The sequence below is a fragment of the Streptomyces sp. NPDC088553 genome (genome assembly GCF_044752965.1).
Taxonomy (GTDB): Bacteria; Actinomycetota; Actinomycetes; order Streptomycetales; family Streptomycetaceae; genus Streptomyces.
Genome location: NZ_JBIVMG010000009.1, coordinates 104,353 through 126,013 on the forward strand (window position 1 = coordinate 104,353; position 21,661 = coordinate 126,013).

General features: G+C 73.1%; 20 protein-coding genes. 12 read left to right on the forward strand and 8 right to left on the reverse strand.

Annotation, left to right across the window (positions count from 1 at the left end; all coding sequences use genetic code 11):
* Window positions 1-5: 5 nt before the first annotated feature.
* Window positions 6-902, forward strand: a complete 897-nt coding sequence (locus tag ACIP8Z_RS28965; RefSeq protein WP_402088559.1) for a polysaccharide deacetylase family protein — start codon at window positions 6-8, stop codon at window positions 900-902.
* A gap of 48 nt (window positions 903-950) precedes the next feature.
* Here ACIP8Z_RS28965 and ACIP8Z_RS28970 read toward each other — a convergent pair whose 3' ends face one another.
* Genes ACIP8Z_RS28970 through ACIP8Z_RS28985 form a run of 4 tightly spaced genes read right to left on the reverse strand, consistent with a single transcriptional unit; the run spans window position 951 to window position 3,365 of the window.
* Window positions 951-1,157 carry a hypothetical protein gene (locus ACIP8Z_RS28970; protein ID WP_402088562.1) on the reverse strand — a complete coding sequence of 69 codons (207 nt, stop codon included), beginning with the start codon at window positions 1,155-1,157 and terminating at the stop codon, window positions 951-953.
* A gap of 14 nt (window positions 1,158-1,171) precedes the next feature.
* Window positions 1,172-1,822 (reverse strand): ABC transporter, encoded by a 651-nt coding sequence (locus ACIP8Z_RS28975; RefSeq protein ID WP_402088565.1) that lies wholly within the window; start codon window positions 1,820-1,822, stop codon window positions 1,172-1,174.
* Window positions 1,819-2,694 carry an ATP-binding cassette domain-containing protein gene (locus ACIP8Z_RS28980; RefSeq protein ID WP_402088568.1) on the reverse strand — a complete coding sequence of 292 codons (876 nt, stop codon included), beginning with the start codon at window positions 2,692-2,694 and terminating at the stop codon, window positions 1,819-1,821. Before ACIP8Z_RS28980 ends, ACIP8Z_RS28975 begins: the two co-directional genes overlap by 4 nt.
* Complete coding sequence (locus ACIP8Z_RS28985; RefSeq protein WP_355959888.1) at window positions 2,691-3,365, reverse strand: AIM24 family protein; 675 nt, start codon at window positions 3,363-3,365, stop codon at window positions 2,691-2,693. Before ACIP8Z_RS28985 ends, ACIP8Z_RS28980 begins: the two co-directional genes overlap by 4 nt.
* A 71-nt stretch (window positions 3,366-3,436) precedes the next feature.
* Between ACIP8Z_RS28985 and ACIP8Z_RS28990 the strand changes: the two genes are divergently transcribed.
* The 4 genes from ACIP8Z_RS28990 to ACIP8Z_RS29005 all read left to right on the forward strand — a co-directional run bounded on the left by ACIP8Z_RS28990 (window position 3,437) and on the right by ACIP8Z_RS29005 (window position 7,582).
* The gene (locus tag ACIP8Z_RS28990; RefSeq protein WP_402088571.1) at window positions 3,437-4,144 is read left to right on the forward strand and encodes a peptidyl-tRNA hydrolase; all 708 of its coding nucleotides are present in this window, start codon (window positions 3,437-3,439) and stop codon (window positions 4,142-4,144) included.
* A gap of 137 nt (window positions 4,145-4,281) precedes the next feature.
* On the forward strand, window positions 4,282-5,700 hold the full coding sequence (locus ACIP8Z_RS28995) for a DUF692 family multinuclear iron-containing protein (protein ID WP_402088574.1): 1,419 nt from the start codon (window positions 4,282-4,284) through the stop codon (window positions 5,698-5,700).
* A gap of 1 nt (window position 5,701) precedes the next feature.
* On the forward strand, window positions 5,702-6,790 hold the full coding sequence (locus tag ACIP8Z_RS29000; RefSeq protein ID WP_402088577.1) for a TIGR04222 domain-containing membrane protein: 1,089 nt from the start codon (window positions 5,702-5,704) through the stop codon (window positions 6,788-6,790).
* Between the two features lie 48 nt (window positions 6,791-6,838).
* Window positions 6,839-7,582, forward strand: a complete 744-nt coding sequence (locus ACIP8Z_RS29005) for a TIGR04222 domain-containing membrane protein (RefSeq protein WP_402088580.1) — start codon at window positions 6,839-6,841, stop codon at window positions 7,580-7,582.
* A gap of 179 nt (window positions 7,583-7,761) precedes the next feature.
* Here ACIP8Z_RS29005 and hemQ read toward each other — a convergent pair whose 3' ends face one another.
* On the reverse strand, window positions 7,762-8,475 hold the full coding sequence (hemQ, locus tag ACIP8Z_RS29010) for a hydrogen peroxide-dependent heme synthase (RefSeq protein WP_229313113.1): 714 nt from the start codon (window positions 8,473-8,475) through the stop codon (window positions 7,762-7,764).
* Between the two features lie 17 nt (window positions 8,476-8,492).
* Window positions 8,493-9,956 (reverse strand): protoporphyrinogen oxidase, encoded by a 1,464-nt coding sequence (hemG, locus tag ACIP8Z_RS29015; RefSeq protein ID WP_402088583.1) that lies wholly within the window; start codon window positions 9,954-9,956, stop codon window positions 8,493-8,495.
* A gap of 167 nt (window positions 9,957-10,123) precedes the next feature.
* Between hemG and ACIP8Z_RS29020 the strand changes: the two genes are divergently transcribed.
* Window positions 10,124-11,140, forward strand: coding sequence for a DUF4349 domain-containing protein (locus ACIP8Z_RS29020; protein WP_402088586.1), 1,017 nt, complete (start codon window positions 10,124-10,126; stop codon window positions 11,138-11,140).
* A gap of 22 nt (window positions 11,141-11,162) precedes the next feature.
* Window positions 11,163-12,536, forward strand: coding sequence for an FAD-dependent oxidoreductase (locus ACIP8Z_RS29025; RefSeq protein WP_402088588.1), 1,374 nt, complete (start codon window positions 11,163-11,165; stop codon window positions 12,534-12,536).
* 55 nt (window positions 12,537-12,591) lie between these two features.
* On the opposite strand, the gene hemE is transcribed toward ACIP8Z_RS29025, so the two are convergent.
* Entirely contained in the window at window positions 12,592-13,668 is a 1,077-nt protein-coding gene (hemE, locus tag ACIP8Z_RS29030) for a uroporphyrinogen decarboxylase (protein ID WP_402088591.1), read from the reverse strand.
* A 90-nt stretch (window positions 13,669-13,758) separates the two neighbouring features.
* On the opposite strand from hemE, the gene ACIP8Z_RS29035 reads away from it, so the two are divergent.
* The 3 genes from ACIP8Z_RS29035 (at window position 13,759) to ACIP8Z_RS29045 (ending at window position 16,754) form a co-directional block, all read left to right on the forward strand.
* Window positions 13,759-14,460: a DUF3000 domain-containing protein gene (locus ACIP8Z_RS29035; protein WP_319321122.1), complete on the forward strand. Its 702-nt coding sequence runs from the start codon at window positions 13,759-13,761 to the stop codon at window positions 14,458-14,460.
* 262 nt (window positions 14,461-14,722) lie between these two features.
* Window positions 14,723-15,388: a response regulator transcription factor gene (locus ACIP8Z_RS29040; protein WP_015037008.1), complete on the forward strand. Its 666-nt coding sequence runs from the start codon at window positions 14,723-14,725 to the stop codon at window positions 15,386-15,388.
* Window positions 15,389-15,470: 82 nt separating this feature from the next.
* A complete protein-coding gene (locus ACIP8Z_RS29045; RefSeq protein WP_402088594.1) occupies window positions 15,471-16,754 on the forward strand; it encodes an HRDC domain-containing protein in 1,284 nt (427 codons plus the stop codon).
* Between the two features lie 54 nt (window positions 16,755-16,808).
* Here the strand turns inward: ACIP8Z_RS29045 and ACIP8Z_RS29050 are convergent, their stop codons facing one another.
* Window positions 16,809-17,930, reverse strand: coding sequence for an alpha/beta fold hydrolase (locus tag ACIP8Z_RS29050; RefSeq protein WP_402088597.1), 1,122 nt, complete (start codon window positions 17,928-17,930; stop codon window positions 16,809-16,811).
* Between the two features lie 309 nt (window positions 17,931-18,239).
* On the opposite strand from ACIP8Z_RS29050, the gene ACIP8Z_RS29055 reads away from it, so the two are divergent.
* Together ACIP8Z_RS29055 and ACIP8Z_RS29060 are read left to right on the forward strand one after the other, a co-directional pair.
* Complete coding sequence (locus ACIP8Z_RS29055; protein ID WP_030322947.1) at window positions 18,240-19,454, forward strand: acetyl-CoA C-acyltransferase; 1,215 nt, start codon at window positions 18,240-18,242, stop codon at window positions 19,452-19,454.
* Window positions 19,451-21,589 (forward strand): 3-hydroxyacyl-CoA dehydrogenase NAD-binding domain-containing protein, encoded by a 2,139-nt coding sequence (locus ACIP8Z_RS29060; RefSeq protein WP_402088600.1) that lies wholly within the window; start codon window positions 19,451-19,453, stop codon window positions 21,587-21,589. The genes ACIP8Z_RS29055 and ACIP8Z_RS29060 overlap by 4 nt, the downstream gene beginning before the upstream one ends.
* The last annotated feature ends 72 nt before the right edge of the window (window positions 21,590-21,661 follow it).

A 21,661-nucleotide genomic window follows, 5' to 3' on the forward strand; every position in this document is an offset into this window, starting at 1 on the left:
CGATCGTGAACACTTCTGTACGAAACCTGGCGGCGCTCGGTCTTCTGGGCGCCGCCCTCGTCGGCTGTGGCCGGGAAGCCGTCGACACGCCCCCGGCCCCGCAGGCGAAGGAACCGGCCGCCACCACCAGCCCCTCGCCCCGGGCGAGCGCCGCGGCGGCCGGCCCCAAGCCCGCGCGCGTCCCCGCCGCACCGCCCACCATGGCTCCGGGACCCGGCGGCCTCACCCCCGTGTACTCGCACCGGGCGAAGAGCACGGGGAAGGCCGCGGAGAAGGTCGTCGCGCTCACCTTCGACGCCGACATGACGGCCGATCAGGGGCCGCGGGCCGCGCAGGGCGAGCGTTTCGACAATCCGCAGCTCATCGAGACCCTGCGCCGGCTCAAGGTGGACGCGACCGTGTTCATGACGGGCCGCTGGGCGGAGGAGTACCCGGACCAGGCGAAGTCCATCGGCCGCGACCCGCGCTTCGAGATCGCGAACCACTCCTACAGCCACTACGCCTTCGCGTCCCCCTGCTACGGCCTCCCGACTGTCGCCAAGCCCGACATGGCGGACGACGTCCAGCGGGCCTTCGACGCGTTCCGCGACGCCGGGGCGGTCAACGTCGTCCCGTACTTCCGCTTCCCCGGCGGCTGCTACGACGACGCGGCCCTCCACGCGCTCGCCCCGGCCGGGGTGACGGCGGTCCAGTGGGACGTGGTCAGCGGCGACGCCTTCGCACAGGACGCGGACGCGGTGGCCGAGCAGGTCCTCGACGGGGTGAAGCCGGGCTCCCTGGTGGTCATGCACTGCACGCGCAGCGCGGCCCCGGTCACGGAGCAGGCGATCCAGCGCATCGTCCCGGAACTCCGGGCCCGCGGCTACCGCTTCGTGAAGGTCTCGGAGCTGATGCGCGGCTGAGCCGACGAGCCGCTCGGCGGATGCGCGGCTGGGCGAAGGAGCGGCCCCCTAGCCCGAGCAGGCCGTGCGCTCCGCCTCCCGCCATTCGCAGACCGGGCACAGGGTGATGCCCTTCGTGGACTCCGGGTACTCGGTCGGCTCCTGGCACAGGACGCAGGCGGCGAAGGGCCCCTCGGCCGCCGGTTCGGGCCTCGGGCCGGGCTCCGGGGTGGCGCAGTACGACGTGGACTCGGTGGACTCGGTCGTGTCGTTCATGCCTTCGAGCGTACTCACTCCAGGCGGGCCGTGGCCCCGCACGCGAGAACCGCGCACACCGCCGCGAGGAGGACGGCGCCCCCGCAGGCGAGCCACGGCGGGTCGGCGGTCGCCGTGCGGGCGCCGGTGATCAGGGCCGTCATCGCGTGCTTCGCCGGTGAGCCGGTGGTCACCAGGGCGAGCAGCGAGCCCAGGACCAGGGCCGCGACGGACCAGCCGGGGGCCCGGACGAAGGGGCGGGACGCGAGCGCGCCGACGGCGGCGCCCGTCAGGGCGCAGGCCAGAGCCGCCAGGAGCCCCGTGGTCGCGGCGGCGGGCGCGGTGACACCGCGCCGGTCGCCGGTCGCGGTCACCGCGAGGACCGCGACCGCGCCGACGAGGGCGGGCAGGAGGGTCCCGGTGGCGAGCGTCGCGAGATGCGCGCGGCCCCGGCCGGCCGCCGCCGCGACGACGTTCCGGGCGGCGGACGGCTCCTGTGTGACACAGATCCGTACGCACCAGGCGGTGACGGGGAGCAGCGCGCCGGCGGTGAGGCCGAGCGCGCCGAGGACGGGCTCGCCCGCGTCGACGCCGACGGCGAGGAAGGCCGCGTAGAGGAGGAGCGGGGCGAGCCAGCGCTGCGAGCGGAGCAGCAGGCCGGTCTGGTAGCGCAGGAGCGCCGTCATACGCGTACGCCTTCGGGGCCGAGGTGGTGGATGTGCCAGGAGGCGGCGAGGAGCGCGCTCAGGAGGGCGTCGGAGTGGCCGGCGTCGACGGTGAGGACGGTGGTGCCGTCGCCGTCGGGTCCGGGGGCGACGAGGGGGTGACCGGGAAGTCGCTCCGGGGGCGGGAGGGCGCGCGGGCCGTCGGAGACGGTGATCCGCACGCGCGGCCGCGGCCCGCCGCCCGCGCGCACCGGACCCGGGGCGGGGCCGGCCGGGGGGCCCGGGGCCTCCCTGACCCGTCCCTCCCGCACCTCGTACACCGCGGACGGCTCCCCCTCCAGCCGGCGCGGGTCGTGGTCGACGAAGACGACGGTTCCGCCGCCCGCCCGGCGGGTGCGGACCGCCGCGTCCAGTTCCGCACGCGCGCCCGTGTCGAGGCCGGTCCAGGCCTCGTCGAGGACGAGGAGGGACGGATCGGCGAGGAAGGCCTGGGCCACGGCGACCTTCTGGCTCGTGCCCTTGGAGAGCTCCGCCATGGCCGTACGGGCGTGCTCGCCCGCCCCGAGGCGTTCGAGCCACTCCCTCGCCCTGGCGCGCGCCGCCGCCGTGCCGAGACCCTGGATCCGCCCCAGGTGGACCAGGTAGTCGGTGGCCGTGAAGGGCAGCGCGGCCGGGAAGCGCTCGGGGACGTACGCCGTGCGGGGCGGGCGGCCCGTGACCCGGCCGGTGGTGGGCGCGTCGACGCCGGCGACGAGCCGCAGCAGGGTCGACTTCCCGGTGCCGTTCGTGCCGACGACCCGGACCAGGGCCCCGGCGGGCAGGTCGAGGTCCACCTCGCGCAGGATCCACGCCCCCCGGAGGCCGTGGCGGCGCCCCACCCGCTCCAGCCTCAATTCGAGGTCTTCTGCGGGGTCAGCTCGCTGGGACGGACGACCACGAAACCCTGGCCCTCCAGCTTCAGCTGCACCGCCTCGCCGGAGCCGCCGCGGATCATCGAGCCGACGGACTGCGAGCGGTGGAGCGAGGTGTGCAACTGCTCGCTCCAGCCGACCACGGCGTCGGTGTCGACGAAGACCGGGGCCTGCGGGGTGACGGGGATGACGATCGGGTTGCCCTCGCACATGAGGGCGACCTTGCCGTAGCCGGAGAAGACGGAGTTGAAGAGGCCGCCGCTGGTCATGCCGGCGCCCTTCACGGTCTTGATCTCGTAGTGGAGGGTGGAGTCGAAGCAGAGCACGTTGCGGCCGTTGACCGAGAACGCGTCGCCCTGCTCGATCTCGACGATGAAGCAGTTCTGCGCCTCGTGCGCGAACCACGCCTCGCCCTGGCCGCGGACGGCCATCAGGGCGAGGCCCTCGCCGGTGACGGCCCGCTTGAGCAGGCCGCCGATCCCCTGGCCCTTGCGCTCGAACTGGAGGTTGCCGCGGAAGGCGATCATCGATCCCTGGCGGGCGTGCATCTCACCGTTGACGGTGTATTTGACGGATTTGGCGTTCTGGAGGGTCATCCCCGGAAAATCTGCGGTCTCGGCAAGGTGTTCGCCGGCGAAAAGATCACTCTTCATGAGGGGCATCCTGGCCCGGAACTGCTCGTTCCTCCAAGAAACGCTCGTGACGGCAGTGGCAGACTTGCCCGGTGAGCAGCAATGAGACCGATCTCCGTGATGAGAAGCCCCAGTTCGTCCTGCCGTTGGTCGTACGGATCGAGCGGGACGCGCCGCCGTCCCGTACCGACGCCCTGGAGACCGCCGCGCGCGCCGTCCTGGAGATCCTCACCGACGACCGCTCGCTCGGCGAGGGCCCGTGGGCGCAGGCCATGACCGACTGGCAGGACGCCAGGATCCGCAAGGTGGTGCGCCGGGCGCGCGGCGCGGAGTGGCGGCGCGCGGGCGCGCTCCCGGGGATCACGGTCGACGGCCTGGAGGCGGAGGTACGGGTCTTCCCGCCGGTCCCGCTCGACGGCTGGCCCAAGGAGCTGGCCAAGCTCCAGGTCTCGGGCACCGACCTCGACGACCCGGCCCCGCCCGGCCCCGTACCGGACGGCGCGGTGGTGCTGTGGATCAACCCGGAGCTCGACATGTCGGCGGGCAAGACGATGGCCCAGGCCGGGCACGGGGCCCAGCTGCTGTGGTGGGCGATGGGGGACGCCGAGCGGAAGGCCTGGCACGAGGCGGGCTTCCCGCTCGCGGTGCGCACCGCGTCGGCCGAGGAGTGGCCCGCGCTGACGGCGAGCGGTCTCCCGCTGGTCCGGGACGCGGGCTTCACCGAGATCGCTCCCGGCCCCACCGTGGTGGCCGAGGGAAGCGACCGTTTCGCCCCGGGACTGCGGCTGCCGCGACCCTAGCCGTCACCACCTGGCACCCCCTCCGTTCGCCGTGACCGAACGGAACCTCAAATCAACCTCTGAACGTGACCCTCCTGGGATTCGAACGCCTCCGCCGGGGCCATCACGTGGGTGACTGAGGACCGAAGGAGGGGGACATGACGGAACTCGGCATCGGCATCGGCTGGCGTCCCGAGATCGCTGACGCGGTGGAGGGACTGTCCGGCATCGACTGGGTGGAGGTCGTCGCGGAGAACATCTGCGCCGACCATCTCCCCGACTCCCTGACGCGGCTGCGCGAGCGCGGCGTCACCGTCGTGCCGCACGGCGTCTCGCTGGGGCTCGGGGGCGCGGACCGCCCCGACCCGGCGCGGCTCGCCGCGCTCGGCGAGAAGGCGGTGGCGCTGGGGGCGCCGCTGGTCACGGAACACATCGCGTTCGTCCGGGCCGGGGGCCCGCTCACCGCGACCCCGCAGCTCGAAGCGGGCCATCTGCTTCCCGTCCCCAGGACCTGGGACGCGCTCGACGTGCTCTGCGAGAACGTACGGATCGCGCAGGACGCGCTGCCCGTACCGCTCGCCCTGGAGAACATCGCGGCGCTCGTCTCGTGGCCGGGCGAGGAGATGTCGGAGGGGCGCTTCCTGGCGGAGCTCGTGGAGCGTACGGGGGTACGGCTCCTCATCGACGTCGCCAATCTGCACACCAACCACGTCAACCGCGGCGAGGACCCGGCGCGGGCCCTGTCGGAGCTGCCGGTGGAAGCGATCGCGTACGTGCACGTGGCGGGAGGTGTCGAGCGGGACGGGGTCTGGCACGACACGCACGCGCACCCCGTGCCGGGCGCGGTGCTCGACGTGCTGGCGGACCTCGCCTCGCGGGTCGCGCCGCCTGGCGTGCTGCTGGAGCGGGACGACGACTTTCCCCCCGCGGAGGAGCTGGCCGACGAGCTGCGGGCGATCCGCGGGACGATCACCGTCGTGGACACGCGTTCCTCCGGGGCCGAGGCGGTGCGCACAGCCCACCGGCACGGCGCCCTCTCGTCGAGGCCCGCGCCCCGGGACGCGCTGCTCATCGGCGCCGGGGCCCGGGTTTCCGGTGGGCCGATGCCCAGCGTCATCCCCGTGGTACCCGTGGCCCCCGTACCGGAGACCGCCCCCGCGCCCGCGCCCGGCGCCCGGCAGCGCGTCGCCGTCGCTCAGGCCGCTCTGTTGTCCGCGCTCGTCGCCGGGACCCCCGTGCCCGAGGGGTTCGACAGCCGACGGCTCGGCGTGCAGAGCCGGGCGCTCGCGGCCAAGCGGGCCGGGGTCGTCGCGAAGGTGGCGCCGGAGCTCCCCGAGATCCTGGGCAAGGGCTACCGCCCGGCGTTCCTCGCGTACGCCCGATCCCGGCCCATGACCGGCGGCTACCGCCGCGACGCGCTCGACTTCGCCGAGCACCTCCTCGTCGCCGGGCGGCCGGATGATCCCGCGGCGCGGCGGCGGCTCACGGAGTGGTGGCAGGACCGTTCGGGCAGCCGCCCGCCGAGCCGCGCCACCCGGTTCGTACGGGCCGCCCGGCACGCACTGGTACGGAAGTGAGGTGCTCGTGAACGTCCTGGTCGCGCTCTACCATCTCGCCGGCATCACCGTCATCACGGTGCTCGTCACCCGGGTCGCCCGGACCCGCGGGGGACCCGGCGGACCGGTCCACGACCGGTACGAGGCCGCCTTCCTCAACGGCGGCCCCGCCAGGGTCGTCGACACCGCCCTGAGCGCCCTGCAGGCGGACGGCAGGCTGGCGATCGGCGGCCCCGGCATCGTGGCCGTCGTCCGCCCCGTCGCGTACGACCCGGTGGAGCGCGCCGTGCTCCAGGAGCACGCCGCCGCCCCGCACGGGGCCCTGCACCACCTGCGGATGGCCGTCATGCGGCACCCGGCGGTCCAGGAGATCGGCGACGGGCTCGCGGTGCGCGGGCTCGTCGTCGATCCGGCGACCCGGCGTGCCACGGCCCGGTGGTGCGGCGTGGCCGCCGTCACGACCTTCGTGTTCTTCCCGGTGTCGATCGTCCTCACGGTCGTGGACTTCGCGACCACCCTGGACACCGACTCGGGGATGCCCGTCCCGTTCATCTTCAAGGTGGCGCCGATCCTGATCGCCACCATGGTCACCGCCATCGTCTGCGGGTCGCTCAGCGCCCGGCAGATCACCCCGGCCGGGCGGCGCGCGGCCCTGGCGTACGGGCGGGCCCACGCCCATCTCGCGGACGCCGGCCTGCTGGTGGCCCTGCACGGGCTCCGGGCGCTGCCCGACGCCGTGCTGCGGGAGCAGCTGCTGGCCGCGGCCCGGATCTACGGGCCGCCCCGGCGACGCGGACGCGGCGGCCGGCGTCCCGTGGCGCGGCACCACTACGGCGGTTCGGGCGCGGACGACGACTTCGCGGCGGCCACCGTGTGGTGTGCGGGGACCAGTGCGTGCGGCGGCGGGGGTGGCGCGGGCGGTGGCTCCTGCTCGGGCGGCGGCTCCGGTTCGTCGTGCTCGTCCGGGTCCTGCTCCGGGGGCGGCTCCGGTTGCGGCGGGGGCGGAAGCTCGTGCTCCAGCTCCAGCGGGAGTTCGTGCTCCAGCTCCAGTGGAAGTTCGTGCTCCAGCTCCAGTTCCAGCGGGAGTTCGTGTTCCAGCTCCAGCAGCTGATCACCCGTTCGGGTGGCGGGCCCGCCCCGCCTCCCGTACAACTCGTTCATGGTCTGGGTTCCGTTGCTGCTCGTGGCGTGTGTGGTGGCCGGGGTCGGCTGTGCGCGGCTCTGCCGGGCGACGCTCGCGGCGGCCCTGCCCCCGCGCGCCGAGGCTCCGGAGGGGAGCGCGCCGGAACTCACCGTCGGTGAGGCGGCCTACCTCGCCGGCGGCCCGCTGCGGGTCACCGATCTCACCCTCGTGTCCATGCACCGGGAACGCCGGCTGCTCCTCGCCCGCACCGGCTGGGCGACGGTCCTGGACGCCGGCGCGTGTGCGGCGGACCCGCTGGAGCGGGCCGTGATCGGCGCTCTGGGCCCTCAGGGGCAGGCCCCGATTCCCGCCGTACGTCCGCGGGTCGCCGCCGCCGACTCCGTACACCTGCTCGCGGAGCGGCTCGTCGCACGGGGGCTCGCCGTGTCCGCCGCGGGCCGGCGGGAGGTGTCCGCCGGGCTGCGGGCGGTGCGGGCGGGATTCCTGCTGAGCCTGGCCCTCGGGACGGTGTCCGCGCTGCTCGGGCCGGCCGCCGAACGGGCCGCGGTCCTCGCCGGGTTCGCGCTGCCGCTGCTCGCGTCGGGGCTCTGTCTGCTGATCGGGCGGACCGAGGTGTACCCGTACACCCGCTGGGCATCGCCGGCCGGGCAGCGGCTGCTCGCGGGGCTCTCCCCCGCGGACCCTCTGACGGCCCTCGCGACGCGCGGGCCCGCGGTCCTGGAGCCGGAGCTCCGTGCGGCGCTGCGCGGCGGGGGCTGAGAGCGAAGAAGGTCCCGGAAATGACGCCGGTGCGGCGCGCGTCACGCGCGCCGCACCCGGAGCCGGACCCGGTGTCGCTGGAGCGCCAGGCCATGGTCACGCCTGCCGTCTGATCTTCCGGGTCGAGGGGTGGCGCGCCCGGCCGGGAGCCGGGCCACCACCAGGTCTGCGTACGGCCGTCAGGCCAGGCCCGCCACCAGGTCGGCGACGCTCTTGCGGCGACCGGTGTAGAACGGGACCTCTTCGCGGACGTGCATCCGCGCCTCGGAAGCGCGCAGGTGACGCATGAGGTCCACGATGCGGTGCAGCTCGTCGGCCTCGAAGGCGAGGAGCCACTCGTAGTCGCCGAGGGAGAAGGAGGCGACCGTGTTGGCGCGGACGTCCGGGTAGCCACGGGCCATCTTGCCGTGGTCGGCGAGCATCCGGCGGCGGTCCTCGTCCGGCAGCAGGTACCAGTCGTAGGAGCGCACGAAGGGGTAGACCGAGACGTAGTCGCGCGGGTTCTCGTCGGCCAGGAAGGCCGGGATGTGCGACTTGTTGAACTCGGCGGGGCGGTGCAGCGCCATGTTCGACCAGACCGGCTCCAGAGCGCGGCCCAGGCGGGTGCGGCGGAAGAGGTTGTACGCCTCCTGGAGCTCGTCGCTCGTCTCGGCGTGCCACCAGATCATCACGTCGGCGTCGGCGCGCAGACCGGAGAGGTCGTACGTGCCGCGGACGGTGATGTCCTTCGCCGCGAGCTGGTCGAACAGCTCCTGGACCTCGTCGGCGTAGCCGCCGCGGTCCTCGGGGAGAACGTCGCGCAGCTTGAAGACGGACCACAGGGTGTAGCGGATGACCTCGTTGAGGTCCTTCGCCTTCTTACCGGCGTTCGGGATCTTTTCGGGCGCACTCATACGCCTATTCTCGCCCGTCACAGGGAGTGCCCCGCACCGGGGTCGGCCCTTTTCGACGTGGCGATGATCTCGTCGGCCGCCCGATGGGCCGAGGCGATGCAGGCGGGGATACCGACGCCGTCGTACGCGGCCCCCGCGAGGCGCAGTCCGGGGAGGGCGGCGACGGCCTCGCGGACCCGGGCGACCCGCGCGAGGTGGCCGACCGGATACTGCGGCAGACCGCCGATCCAGCGGGTGACCGTGGTGGCGACGGGCCGGGCGGTGAGCCCGGTGGCGGCGGCGAGGTCCTTGAGGGAGGCGGCGACGAGGTCGGCGTCCTCGCGGTGGATCTGCCCCTCCTCGCCGTGGCGGCCGACGGAGGTCCGCAGCACGAACAGCTCGGGGGCGCCGTCGGTGACCCACCGCCACTTCTGCGAGGAGAAGGTGGAGGCCTTGATCGTGTGGCCGTCGACGGGCGGCACGAGGAACCCCGAGCCCGGCAGGGCGGGCATGCCGGTGCGGCGGAAGGCCAGGGTGACCAGGGCCATGGAGGCGTAGTCGATCGCGTCGAGCCCGGCGGTGGCGGTGGGCGCGTGCGGGGCGAGGAGCGCGGCGGCCGGCCCGGCGGGGGTGGCGAGGACGACGGCGTCGGCGGCGAGGACCCGGTCCCCGCTGACGACCTGCCAGCCGGTGGCCCCGGTGCGGCGGAGCCCGGTCACGGGGGCGTCGGTGAGGATCTCGCCGCCGGCGGCGCGGATCGCGTCGGCGACCGCGCCGGGCAGGGTGCCGACTCCGCCGTCGACGCCGAGGAAGACGGAGCCGCCGAGGCCGGTGGCGGCGCCCGCCGCGTCGGCGGGGACGGCCGCACCGGCCTGCTGGACGGCGCGGACGGCGGCGGTGAGCGTGGGCCGGGTGCGGGCGGCCTCGAAGAGCGCGGGGACGGCGGCCTTCATCGAGATGCGGTAGGCGTCACCGGCGTACACCCCGCCGAGGAGGGGTTCCACGAGCCGGTCGACGACCTCGTGGCCCATGCGGGCGGCGACGTACGCGCCGATGGCGATGTCGTCGCCGATCTCGGTCGGGGGCAGTTCGGCGTCGAGGCCGATCCGGCGCACGCCCTCCGCGGAGAGCAGGCCCTCGACGGCGGCGGGGTCGCCGGGGACGCCCATGACGTGCCCCTTGGGCATGGGGACGAGCTCGCCCCGGGACCAGACGGACGCGGTGGTCGTCCCGGGGGCCTGGAGCCGGTCGCCGAGGCCGACGGCCCGGGCGAGGGCGACGGCCTCGGGGCGGCGGGCGAGCAGCGACTCGGCGCCGAGGTCCACGGGGGCGCCCGCGATCTCCCCGGCGAGGAGCTTGCCGCCGAGCCGCGGGCCCGCTTCGAGGAGGGTCACCCGGTGGCCGGCGAGGACCAGCCGGTGGGCGGCGGCGAGTCCGGCGATACCGCCTCCGGCGACGACGACATGAGGCCCGGCGTGGTGTCCCGTGGTGTCCGCGTTCATGGGACCACTCTCTCAAATCGCCCATCGGCCCCGGTTCCGAGGCTCCCCCTCCCGCCCGCTCCCGTTCCGAGTCCGGACCGTGACCGCATCGCTACCGCCGGAGGGCAACCCGATCGACGGGCTGATACGTCGAACCGGCGACACCTACCACCCCTGGGGGGACTTCGATGCGGAGCTCACGTACGACGGCGAGAACGCGGGCGGCGGCGGGCGGCGTCCTGCTCACCGCGGCGCTGGTGCTGACCGGCTGCGGAGGCGGCGGCACCGACATGGCCGGGGACTCCAAGCGGGACCTGAGCGCGGCGGCGCCCGCGGACGCCAAGGGCTCGGCGGAGCGGGGCGCCGCCGACGGCTACGCGGGACCGGGCGCCGAGAAGGCCCCGTCCGCGCCCTCGAAGGCCCCCGCGCAGCAGCACGTCATCCGTACGGCCTCGCTCTCGGTGGAGGTCGGCGACGTGACGAAGGCCCTGGTCACGGCCCGCGACGTGACGGTCGGCGCGGGCGGGCGCGTCGAGAACGAGTCGACGGAGCGGCTCGACGACGGGTACGTCACCTCGCGCGTCGTGCTGCGGGTGCCGCAGGAGCGGTACGACTCCGTCCTCACCGAACTCGCCGGCACGGGGAAGCTGCTGGCCCGCAAGGCCGACGCCAAGGACGTCACCGAGCAGGTGGTGGACGTGGAGAGCCGGATCGCCACCCAGCGCGCGAGCGTGGCGCGGGTGCGGGCCCTGATGGAGCGGGCCGAGAGGCTGACCGACGTGGTGACCCTGGAGGGCGAACTCAGCCGCCGCCAGGCGGACCTGGAATCGCTGCTGGCCCAGCAGTCCTCCCTGAGGGACAGGACGTCGCTGGCGACGATCACCCTGGAGCTGTCGCAGAAGGAGAAGCCGCGGGCGGCGGAGAACGAGGAGGACGGCCGCCCCGGTTTCGGTGACGCCCTGGGCGGCGGATGGAACGCCCTGGTCGCCGCGGTCTCCTGGGCCGTCGTCGTGCTCGCCGCCCTGGCGCCGTGGCTGGCCGTCGCCCTGATCGCCTACCTCGTGTGGCGCCATGTCGTCCGCCCCCGCCGCGCCGGGCGCGCGGACGCCCGCCCGGCGTCCGTGCCGGAGGCCCCGCCCGCCGTCCCGGCGGCCCGCCGCGGCGCCGCGGGAGCCCCCGTACCCCCGGAGACGCCCGCCGAGTGAGCGCGAAAAATACGCTGTCCCCATGAGCGAACGACTGGTGGTCATCGGTGGTGACGCGGCGGGGATGTCCGCCGCGTCACAGGCGCGCAGGCTCAAGGGGCCGGAGGAGCTGGAGATCGTCGCGTTCGAGCGCGGTCACTTCTCCTCGTACTCGGCCTGCGGCATCCCGTACTGGGTCGGCGGTGACGTCGCCACGCGCGACCAGCTGATCGCGCGCTCCCCCGAGGAACACCGGGCGCGCGCCATCGACCTGCGGATGCGGACGGAGGTGACGGCGATCGACGTGCCCGGTCAGCGGGTCCTCGCACGGGACCTGGAGACCGGTGCGGAGACGTGGACGGGCTTCGACAAGCTGGTGGTCGCGACGGGCGCCCGGCCCAAGCGGCCGGCGCTGCCCGGGATCGACGCGACCGGTGTGCACGGGGTGCAGACCCTGGACGACGGGCAGGCGCTGCTCGACTCGCTCGACGCGACGCCGGGACGGCGGGCGGTCGTGATCGGCGCGGGCTACATCGGCGTGGAGATGGCCGAGGCGCTCCTCAACCGGGGCTACGAGGTGACGGTCCTGCACCGGGGCGAGCAGCCGATGGCGACCCTGGACCCGGACATGGGCCGGCTGGTGCACCGGGCGATGGACGGGCTGGGGATCACGACGGTCGCCTCGGCGGAGGTCACGAAGATCCTCACGGGTGAGGACGGCGGGGTCCGGGCGGTGGCGACGGACGAGGCCGAGTATCCGGCGGACGTCGTCGTCCTGGGCATGGGGGTGGTGCCGGAGACCTCCCTCGCGAGGGCCGCGGGGCTGCCGCTCGGGAACCACGGCGGGCTGCTCACCGATCTGGCGATGCGGGTCCGCGGCCACGAGAACATCTGGGCGGGGGGTGACTGCGTGGAGGTCCTGGACCTGGTCTCGGGCCGCGAGCGGTACGTGCCGCTGGGGACCCACGCGAACAAGCACGGCCAGGTCATCGGGTCGAACGTCGGCGGCGACTACGCGACGTTCCCGGGGGTCGTGGGCACGGCGGTGTCCAAGGTCTGCGACCTGGAGCTGGCCCGGACCGGCCTGCGGGAGAAGGACGCACGGGAGGTGGGGCTGCAGTACGTGACGGTGACCGTGGAGTCGACGAGCCGGGCCGGGTACTACCCGGGGGCCGCGGCGATGACGGTGAAGATGCTGGCCGAGCGGCGCACGGGCCGGCTGCTCGGGACGCAGATCGTGGGCCGGGAGGGCGCGGCGAAGCGGGTGGACATCGCGGCCGTGGCGCTGACGGCGGGGATGACGGTGGAGCGGATGACGGCCCTGGACCTGGGGTACGCGCCGCCGTTCTCGCCGGTGTGGGACCCGGTCCTGATCGCGGCTCGCAAGGCGACGGCGGCGGTCCGCGCGGCGGGCTGAGACGACGACGCCTCCGCCCGGTGGGGCGGAGGCGTCGGCCGTACGGGGGTGACCGTCAGACGGCCGTCCGGGTGTGGACGTACTCGACGAGCCGGGACAGCGCGTCCGGGTCCATCGACGGCATGACGCCGTGGCCCAGGTTGAAGACGTGCCCTTCGAGGTTCTTCGCGGCGGCCAGGACCTCGTCCGTCTTGGCCTCGACCACCTCGCGACCGGCGAACAGCACGGCCGGGTCCAGGTTGCCCTGGAGCGCCTTGCCGGGGCCGACCCGGCGGGCGGCCTCGTCGAGCGGGACGCGCCAGTCGACGCCGACGACGTCCGCGCCGGCCTCGCCCATGAGGCCGAGCAGCTCGCCCGTACCGACGCCGAAGTGGATGCGCGGGACGCCGTACCCGGCGACCGCGTCGAACACCTTCACGGAGGCCGGCATCACCGAGCGCCGGTAGTCGGCCGGGGCGAGGGCGCCGACCCAGGAGTCGAAGAGCTGGACGGCCGAGGCGCCGGCCTCGATCTGGACCTTGAGGAAGGCCGAGGTGATCTCGGCGAGGCGGTCGAGCAGATCGGCCCACAGCTGCGGGTCGCCGTACATCATCGCCTTGGTGCGCTCGTGGCTGCGCGAGGGACCGCCCTCGACGAGGTAGCTCGCGAGAGTGAAAGGCGCGCCCGCGAAGCCGATGAGCGGGGTGTCGCCCAGCTCCTCGGTGAGCATCCCGATGGCCTCGGTGACGTAGTGGACGTCCTCGGGGGTCAGGTCGCGCAGCCGGTCCAGGTCGGCGCGGGTGCGGATCGGGTCGGCGACGACCGGGCCGACGCCGGGCTTGATGTCGAGGTCGAGGCCGATGGCCTTGAGGGGGACGACGATGTCGCTGAAGTAGATCGCGGCGTCGACCTTGTGGCGGCGGACCGGCTGGAGGGTGATCTCGGTGACCAGCTCGGGCCGCATGCAGGATTCGAGCATGGGGATGCCCTCGCGCACCTTCAGGTACTCGGGGAGCGAGCGCCCGGCCTGCCGCATGAACCAGACGGGGGTGTGCGGCACGGGCTCCCGCCGGCATGCCTTGAGGAACGCGGAGTCGTGCGTCCGCGACTGCTGCTTCGTCTGCTGGCCCTGCGGGCGATCGTTGGCACTCACGCCCAGAATCTTCGCATGTGGCGGGAAGCCGCTCGTCCGGGCCGGGTGTCCTCCCTGCACAGAGGCCCCGTTCCGCCTACTCTTCCCCGCATGGCTGCGGCTCAGGGACATTTTTCCGATCATTCCGACGGCGATCGAGGGACGGACGAAACGGCGGACAGTACGGAGGCGAACCCGGTACCCCCCGTGTTCCGCCGGGCGGTGGAGGCGCTGCGCTCGGCGCGGTTGCGGCCCGAGATCGAGATCGACCCCACGAGGCCCCCGCAGCGCCTCGCCCCGTACGCGTACGCGGTCGAGGCGGCCGTCGTGGACGGCGAGGAGGACCTCGCGGACGGGCGGCTCGTGCTGCTGCACGATCCGGACGGCCACGAGGCCTGGAAGGGCACCTTCCGGCTCGTGACCCTGGTCCGGGCGGAGCTGGAGCCGGAGATGGCGGCGGATCCGCTGCTGCCCGAGGTGTGCTGGTCCTGGCTGACCGGGGCCATGGAGGCCCGGGGGCTCGCGTACGGGGAGGCGAGCGGCACGGTCACGATGGCGGGCTCGCACTACTTCGGCGGTCTCGCGGACCGCAGGCCGGCGACGCAGATCGAGATCCGGGCGTCCTGGACGCCACGTGAGGGTCTGGGCGGGGTGCCGGACACCGGGACGCATCTGGCGGCCTGGTGCGATCTGCTGTGCCAGATCGCGGGCCTGCCGCCCGCGCCGGCCGATCCGGCGACGGGCGCGGCGGGGACGGTGTCGGGCGCGGGGATCGTCTCGCTGCCCCAGCGGCGGGGGCCTCAGCAGGTCTGAGGGACGGGATCAAGCCAACCTTCGGAGTGTCCGAACGACGGCCCCGGCACTCCCTCTCAGGGGTGACACGAGGGGGCCCGCTCGTAGGATGATCGATCACGCGTCCGAATTGCCCTAATTGTTACTCACCAAATCGTGATCTTTCCCTAAAGGCGGGCGGCCCAACTGCCGAAGGAACCAGTGACCCCTTCACAGCACGGGTTCGCCCCCGGCTTCTTCCCCGAGCCGGCTCCGTCCCGCACCCTTCCCCCCAGGAGGCCTGGTGTCCGTTCTCCTCGAGCAGCCCGCAAGCCTGGTCGCCTACCGCCCGAACAAGCCGACGGCCATGGTCGTCGTGGCCGACCCGCGCGTCCGCTCCACCGTGACCCGCCACCTGTGGGCCCTCGGAGTACGCGACGTGATCGAGGCTTCTTCCATCGCGGAGGCACGTCCCCGCGTCGGCAACCCGCGCGACATCTGCGTTGCCGACGTCCACCTGCCCGACGGCAGCGGCCTGACCCTGCTGTCCGAGACCCGCGCCGCGGGCTGGCCCAACGGCCTCGCCCTCTCGGCGGCGGACGACATCGGTGCCGTGCGCAACGCCCTGGCGGGCGGCGTGAAGGGCTATGTCGTCACCGGCACCCGTACGAACATCGGCCACCCGACCCGACCCGGCGCCGCCCCCATCGGCGCCGCGGCCGCGCGGCTCGGCCACCGCCGCCCCCCGGGTGCCCCGAGCCACCCGGGCGGCTACCGCGAGCTCTCCGGCCGTGAGGTCGAGGTGCTCCGGCTCGTCGCGGAGGGCCAGTCGAACAAGGCGATCGGCGTCTCCATGGGCCTCTCGGCCCTCACCGTGAAGAGCCACCTCGCCCGGATCGCCCGCAAGCTGGGCACCGGCGACCGCGCCGGCATGGTCGCGGTGGCCCTGCGGACGGGGATCATCCACTGACGGAGCGCTCGACAAGAAGCCGGCGCCTGTCGACGGAACGTTCCGTCGACAGGCGCTTGCCGTTCACCGATACCCTTGACAGGTGACCGACGCCCAAGAGACCGCAGCAGACACAGCACTGCGCACCACCGGGGGCGGCCCCCCGGACGACGATGTCCCTGCGAATGGGCTTCCGATCCCGTTGCTGGAACCCCGCGAGGGGATTCCGCCCGTCGTCGAGACCGAGGACGCCCTCGCCGAGGTGATCGCCGCCTTCGCGGCCGGCCGCGGCCCCGTCGCCGTGGACGCCGAGCGCGCCTCCGGCTACCGGTACGGCCAGCGCGCCTATCTCGTCCAGCTCCGCCGCGAGGGCGCGGGGACCGCGCTCATCGACCCCGTGGGCTGCCCCGACCTCTCCGGACTCGGCGACGCGCTCTCCGGGACCGAGTGGATCCTGCACGCCGCGACCCAAGACCTTCCGTGCCTGCGCGACATAGGCATGCTTCCGACCTCGCTGTTCGACACCGAGCTCGCCGGGCGGCTCGCGGGCTTCCCGCGCGTCGGCCTCGGGGCGATGGTCGAGTCCGTCCTCGGCTACGCCCTGGAGAAGGGCCACTCCGCCGTGGACTGGTCCACCAGGCCGCTGCCCGAGCCCTGGCTGCGGTACGCGGCGCTCGACGTGGAACTCCTCGTCGACCTGCGGGACGCCCTGGAGAAGGAGCTCGACCGGCAGGGCAAGCTCGAATGGGCGCACCAGGAGTTCGACGCGATCGCCTCGGCCCCGCCCGCCCCGCCGCGCAAGGACCCGTGGCGGCGCACCTCCGGGATGCACAAGGTGCGGCGCCGTCGTCAGATGGCGGTCGTACGGGAGCTGTGGACGGCCCGTGACAAGGTCGCCCAGCGGCGGGACGTCTCTCCCGGCAAGGTGCTGAGCGACGCGGCGATCGTGGAGGCGGCGCTCGCGGTGCCGGTGAACGTGACCGCTCTCATGGCGCTGCCCGGCTACGGCCACCGGATGGGCCGCCGTCAGCTGGAGCAGTGGCAGGCGGCCGTCGACCGCGCCCGGGCCCTGCCCGAGAGCGAGCTGCCCCAGCCGGGCCAGCAGGTGGCCGGCCCGCCCCCGCCGCGCGCCTGGGCGGACAAGGACCCGGTCGCGGCGGCCCGCCTCTCGGCGGCGCGCGCGGCGGTCTCGGCCCTCGCGGAGGAACTGAATTTGCCGCAGGAGAACCTGGTCACCCCGGACACGGTCCGCCGCGTCTGCTGGGAGCCGCCGACCCCGGCCGACGCGGACGGCGTCGCCGCCGCCCTGGCGAGCCACGGGGCGCGCCCCTGGCAGGTCGAACTGGTGACCCCGCTCCTGGTGAAGGCGCTGACGGCGACCGCGTGACCCCCCGCTCGGAGAGCCCCTGGACGGTGCGAACCGCCAGGGGCTCCGCCGTGCCTATGGGGCCGGGCTGAGGTTGCCGTCGGTGTCCATGTCGAAGACGCCGTTGGTCTTGCCGTCGACCTTGAGGTGCTTGAGCCAGTGCTTCGAGAGGTTGTGGACGTTCTTGTGCTGCATCTCCCACACCACCGAGTGCCCCGCACAGGCCAGCTTGACCATGAGTTTGTGGGCGCCCGTGACGGCGTCGTAGAGCGCGGGGACGGAGAAGTTGAGTTCCGGGTTCGGGTGGGGCGGTGACGTGTTCACCTGCCGGTCGTACTCCCCGTAGACCATGAGCACGGGAACGCTTCCGCCCAGCACTCCGCCCTGCGCCGCGCGGGTGTTGTTCCATCCCCACCGGACGAAGTTCCTGATCCGGTTGAACCCCGTCGGGGGTCCCCAGGTGCTGCCGACCGGGTCGTTCGCCATGATCGCGTCCCATGCCACGTCGACGATGCCGGGCGCACGCTGCCCCTCGCAGGGCGCCTCCGATTCCCAGTTCGAATCGAAGCCCTCCTTGCCGCCGATGAAGGTCGGAAAGCCCGGCATCGGCAGTGTGGGCGGCGGGTTCGACGTCCCCAGGGGCGGGAAGATCGGTGCGAGCAGGAACAGGCTCGACACCTTGTCGGGGTTGTTGACCGCGTACGGCCCCATGGTGAACGCGGCGGCGGACCAGCCGATGAAGGCGACCTTGTCCACGTCGCACTCGGCGCGGATGAACTCCACGACGGTGTTCAGTTCGTCCCGGTCGCTGTTCGAGTTGGTCAGCTGGAACGGGTAGTTCAGCGGGCCCGGCACGAATCCCGGCGGCCTCGGCGGCAGCAGGGGCTGGTGCGCCGGGTTGACGTTGTGGGGGTCGTCCATCTTGGGACGCGGGGAGCGACCCGACCCCTGGAGGTCCATCATGAAGACGTCGTAGCCGGCTTTCGCCAGCGCCTCGGCCCAGCTGTACGACTCGTACTGGAGGTCGAAGCCGGCCAGCACCGGGACGCTCCGGCCGTGGAGCATGAGGACCGGTGTGCGCGGCCCGCTCTCGGACGTGTTGCGCCGCTCCCGTACGAAGAGCTTGACGGGCGCGCCGGCGTTGGCGGGGACGGTGGACGTGTGGGGGACTTCGTGGTCGGTGGTGACGATCGCCATAGGAGTCCTTTCCATGGGCGGGGGCCGGAGCCTCGTGCCCCGGGCCGGTGCCAGACTCCGCCCGCCGACGGGCGTCCGCGGCGCGACACGGCCGCCGCTCTGAGCCCATCGGGTTGCGGGACCGTCCGAACAGACGGGCGTACGCGGGGGGCGTGCGGTCGGTCCGGTGGCATCCTCGGAGTGTGACCTTCGCCGCTCCCGCCCCAGGGACTGGGCAGCCTGGTTACCCACAAGTAGCATGGGGGAAGCAAGCGCACGCTTAGGCGTGTGCCGCAGCAGTGCCATCCCGCACCCTGGAGGAGAGCCATCGTGCCTCGTACCGTCAGGGACGTCGTCTTCGTCGACGGCGTCCGCACCCCGTTCGGCAAGGCGGGCCCGAAGGGCATCTACCACGAGACCCGCGCCGACGATCTCGTCGTCAAGGCCATCCGGGAGCTGCTGCGCCGCAACCCCGGCCTGGACCCCGCGCAGATCGACGAGGTCGCCATCGCCGCGACCACGCAGATCGGTGACCAGGGTCTGACCCTCGGCCGCACGGCGGGCATCCTCGCCGGGCTGCCGCAGTCGGTGCCGGGCTACTCCATCGACCGCATGTGTGCCGGCGCGCTCACGGCCGTGACGAGTGTCGCCGGTTCGATCGCCTTCGGCGCCTACGACGCCGTCATCGCCGGTGGCGTCGAGCACATGGGCCGCCACCCCATGGGTGAGGGCGTCGACCCGAACCCGCGCTTCGTGTCGGAGAAGCTCGTCGACGAGTCCGCCCTCTTCATGGGCATGACCGCCGAGAACCTGCACGACCGCTATCCGAGCATCACCAAGCAGCGCGCCGACGAGTACGCCGTGCGCTCGCAGGAGAAGGCCGCCAAGGCGTACGCCGACGGCAAGATCCAGCAGGACCTGGTGCCGATCTCGGTCCGCCGCACCGACGCCTCCACCGGTGAGACCGGCTGGGGCCTGGTCACCGCCGACGAGCCGATGCGCCCGGGCACCACCCTGGAGTCGCTGGCCAACCTGAAGACGCCGTTCCGCGTCCACGGCAACGTCACCGCGGGCAACGCGGCCGGTCTCAACGACGGCGCCACCGCCTCGATCATCGCCTCCGAGGACTTCGCCCGCGAGAACGACCTCCCGGTGAAGATGCGCCTCGTCTCGTACGCCTTCGCCGGCGTCGAGCCCGAGGTCATGGGCTACGGCCCGATCCCGGCGACCGAGAAGGCCCTCGCGAAGGCCGGTCTGTCCATCGAGGACATCGACCTCTTCGAGATCAACGAGGCCTTTGCGGTCCAGGTCCTCGCCTTCCTGGAGCACTACGGCATCGCCGACGACGACGCCCGCGTCAACCAGTACGGCGGCGCCATCGCCTACGGTCACCCGCTCGCCTCCTCCGGCGTCCGTCTGATGACGCAGCTGGCCCGCCAGTTCGAGGAGAACCCGCAGGTCCGCTACGGCCTCAACACGATGTGCGTCGGCTTCGGCATGGGCGCCACGGTCATCTGGGAAAACCCCCACTGGGAGGGCAAGTGAGCACCACCGCCGAGCTTCTGAAGGGCGCCGCGGAGCTCTTCCCCGACGAGGTCGTCACGAGCGCCCACGTACGGCACTTCGAACTGCCCGCGGGTGCGGGCCGGTTCGCCCTGATCACGCTGGACAACGGCTTCGACCACACCAAGCCGACCACCTTCGGCCCGCAGTCGCTCGCCAACCTGAACACGGCGATCGACCAGGTCGAGGCCGAGGCCGCGAACGGTGAGATCACCGGCGTCGGCATCACCGGCAAGCCGTTCATCTTCGCCGTCGGCGCCGACCTCAAGGGCGTCGAGCTGCTGAAGAAGCACGACGAGGCGCTCGCCATCGGCAAGGGCGGCCACGACGTCTTCAAGCGGCTGTCCACGCTCGCCGTTCCGACCTTCGCGTACTACAACGGCGCGGCCATGGGCGGCGGCGTCGAGGTCGGTCTGCACTGCACCTACCGCACCGTGTCGAAGGCCCTGCCGGCCTTCTCGCTGCCCGAGGTCTTCCTCGGACTGGTGCCCGGCTGGGGCGGCTGCGCCATCCTGCCGAACCTGATCGGTGCCGAGAAGGCCGTCTCGGTCATCATCGAGAACTCGCTGAACCAGAACCGTCAGCTCAAGGGCAAGCAGGTCTTCGAGCTCGGCATCGCCGACGCGCTGTTCGAGGGCGCCGACTTCCTGGAGCAGTCGCTCATCTGGACGGCGTCCGTCCTCAACGGCTCCGTGACCGTCGAGCGCCCCGCGATCGACCGCGGCGAGGCGTGGGACCAGGCCGTCGCCAAGGGCCGTCTCGTGGCCGACTCCAAGGTCCACGGTGCCGCCCCGGCCGCCTACCGCGCCCTCGACATCATCGAGGCCGCCAAGGACGGCGACCTGCAGAAGGGCTTCGACGCCGAGGACCAGGCCCTCGCGGACCTGATCATGGGCGGCGAGCTCCGCTCCGGCATCTACGCCTTCAACCTGGTGCAGAAGCGCGGCAAGCGCCCCGCCGGCGCCCCGGACAAGTCGCTGGCCCGCCCGGTCACCAAGGTCGGTGTCGTCGGCGCCGGCCTGATGGCCTCCCAGCTCGCCCTGCTGTTCCTGCGCCGCCTCGAGGTGCCGGTCGTCCTGACCGACATCGATCAGGAGCGCGTCGACAAGGGTGTGGGCTACGTCCACGCCGAGATCGAGAAGCTGCTCGGCAAGGGCCGCATCAACCAGGACAAGGCCAACCGTCTCAAGGGCCTGGTCTCCGGTGTCCTGGACAAGGCCGAGGGCTTCGCGGACGCGGACTTCATCATCGAGGCCGTGTTCGAGGAGATGTCCGTCAAGCAGAAGGTGTTCGCGGAGGTCGAGGCGGTCGCCCCGGCGCACGCGATCCTCGCCACCAACACCTCCTCGCTCTCGGTGTCGGAGATGGCCTCCAAGCTCCAGCACCCGGAGCGCGTGGTCGGCTTCCACTTCTTCAACCCGGTCGCGATCCTCCCGCTCCTGGAGATCGTCCGCGGCGAGCAGACGGACGACGCCTCGCTGGCCACCGCGTTCGGTGTCGCCAAGAAGCTGAAGAAGACCGCGGTCCTCACCAAGGACGCCCCGGCGTTCGTCGTGAACCGCATCCTCACCCGCTTCATGGGCGAGATCCAGAACGTCATCGACGAGGGCACGTCGGTCGAGACCGCCGAGAAGGCGATCGAGCCCCTCGGCCTGCCGATGTCGCCGCTGGTCCTCCTGGAGCTCGTCGGCCCGGCCATCGGTCTGCACGTCTCCGAGACCCTGAACCGCTCCTTCCCGGAGCGCTTCACCGTCTCGCCGAACCTCAAGCGCGTCGTCGAGGCCGGCAAGCGCGGCTTCTACGTCTACAACGCCGAGAACGGCTTCAAGCCGGAGCTCGACCCGGAGGTCGCCGCCCTCCTCGTCCAGGGCGAGTCCGTCCTGACCGAGGAGCAGGTCCGCGACCGCGTCCTGGACGCGGTCGCGCAGGAGATCGGCCTGATGCTGGAGGAGGGTGTCGTCGCCGAGGCGCAGGACATCGACCTCTGCCTGATCACCGGCGCGGGCTGGCCCTTCCACCTGGGCGGCATCACGCCGTACCTGGACCGTGAGGGCGTCTCCGAGCGCGTCAACGGCAAGCGTTTCCTCGCGCAGGGCGTGGCGAGCGTCCCGGCGTAACACCCGGCCTCGCGCCCCAGGGCGTACGTGAACGGCCCCGGCACCTTGGAGAAGGTGCCGGGGCCGTTCACG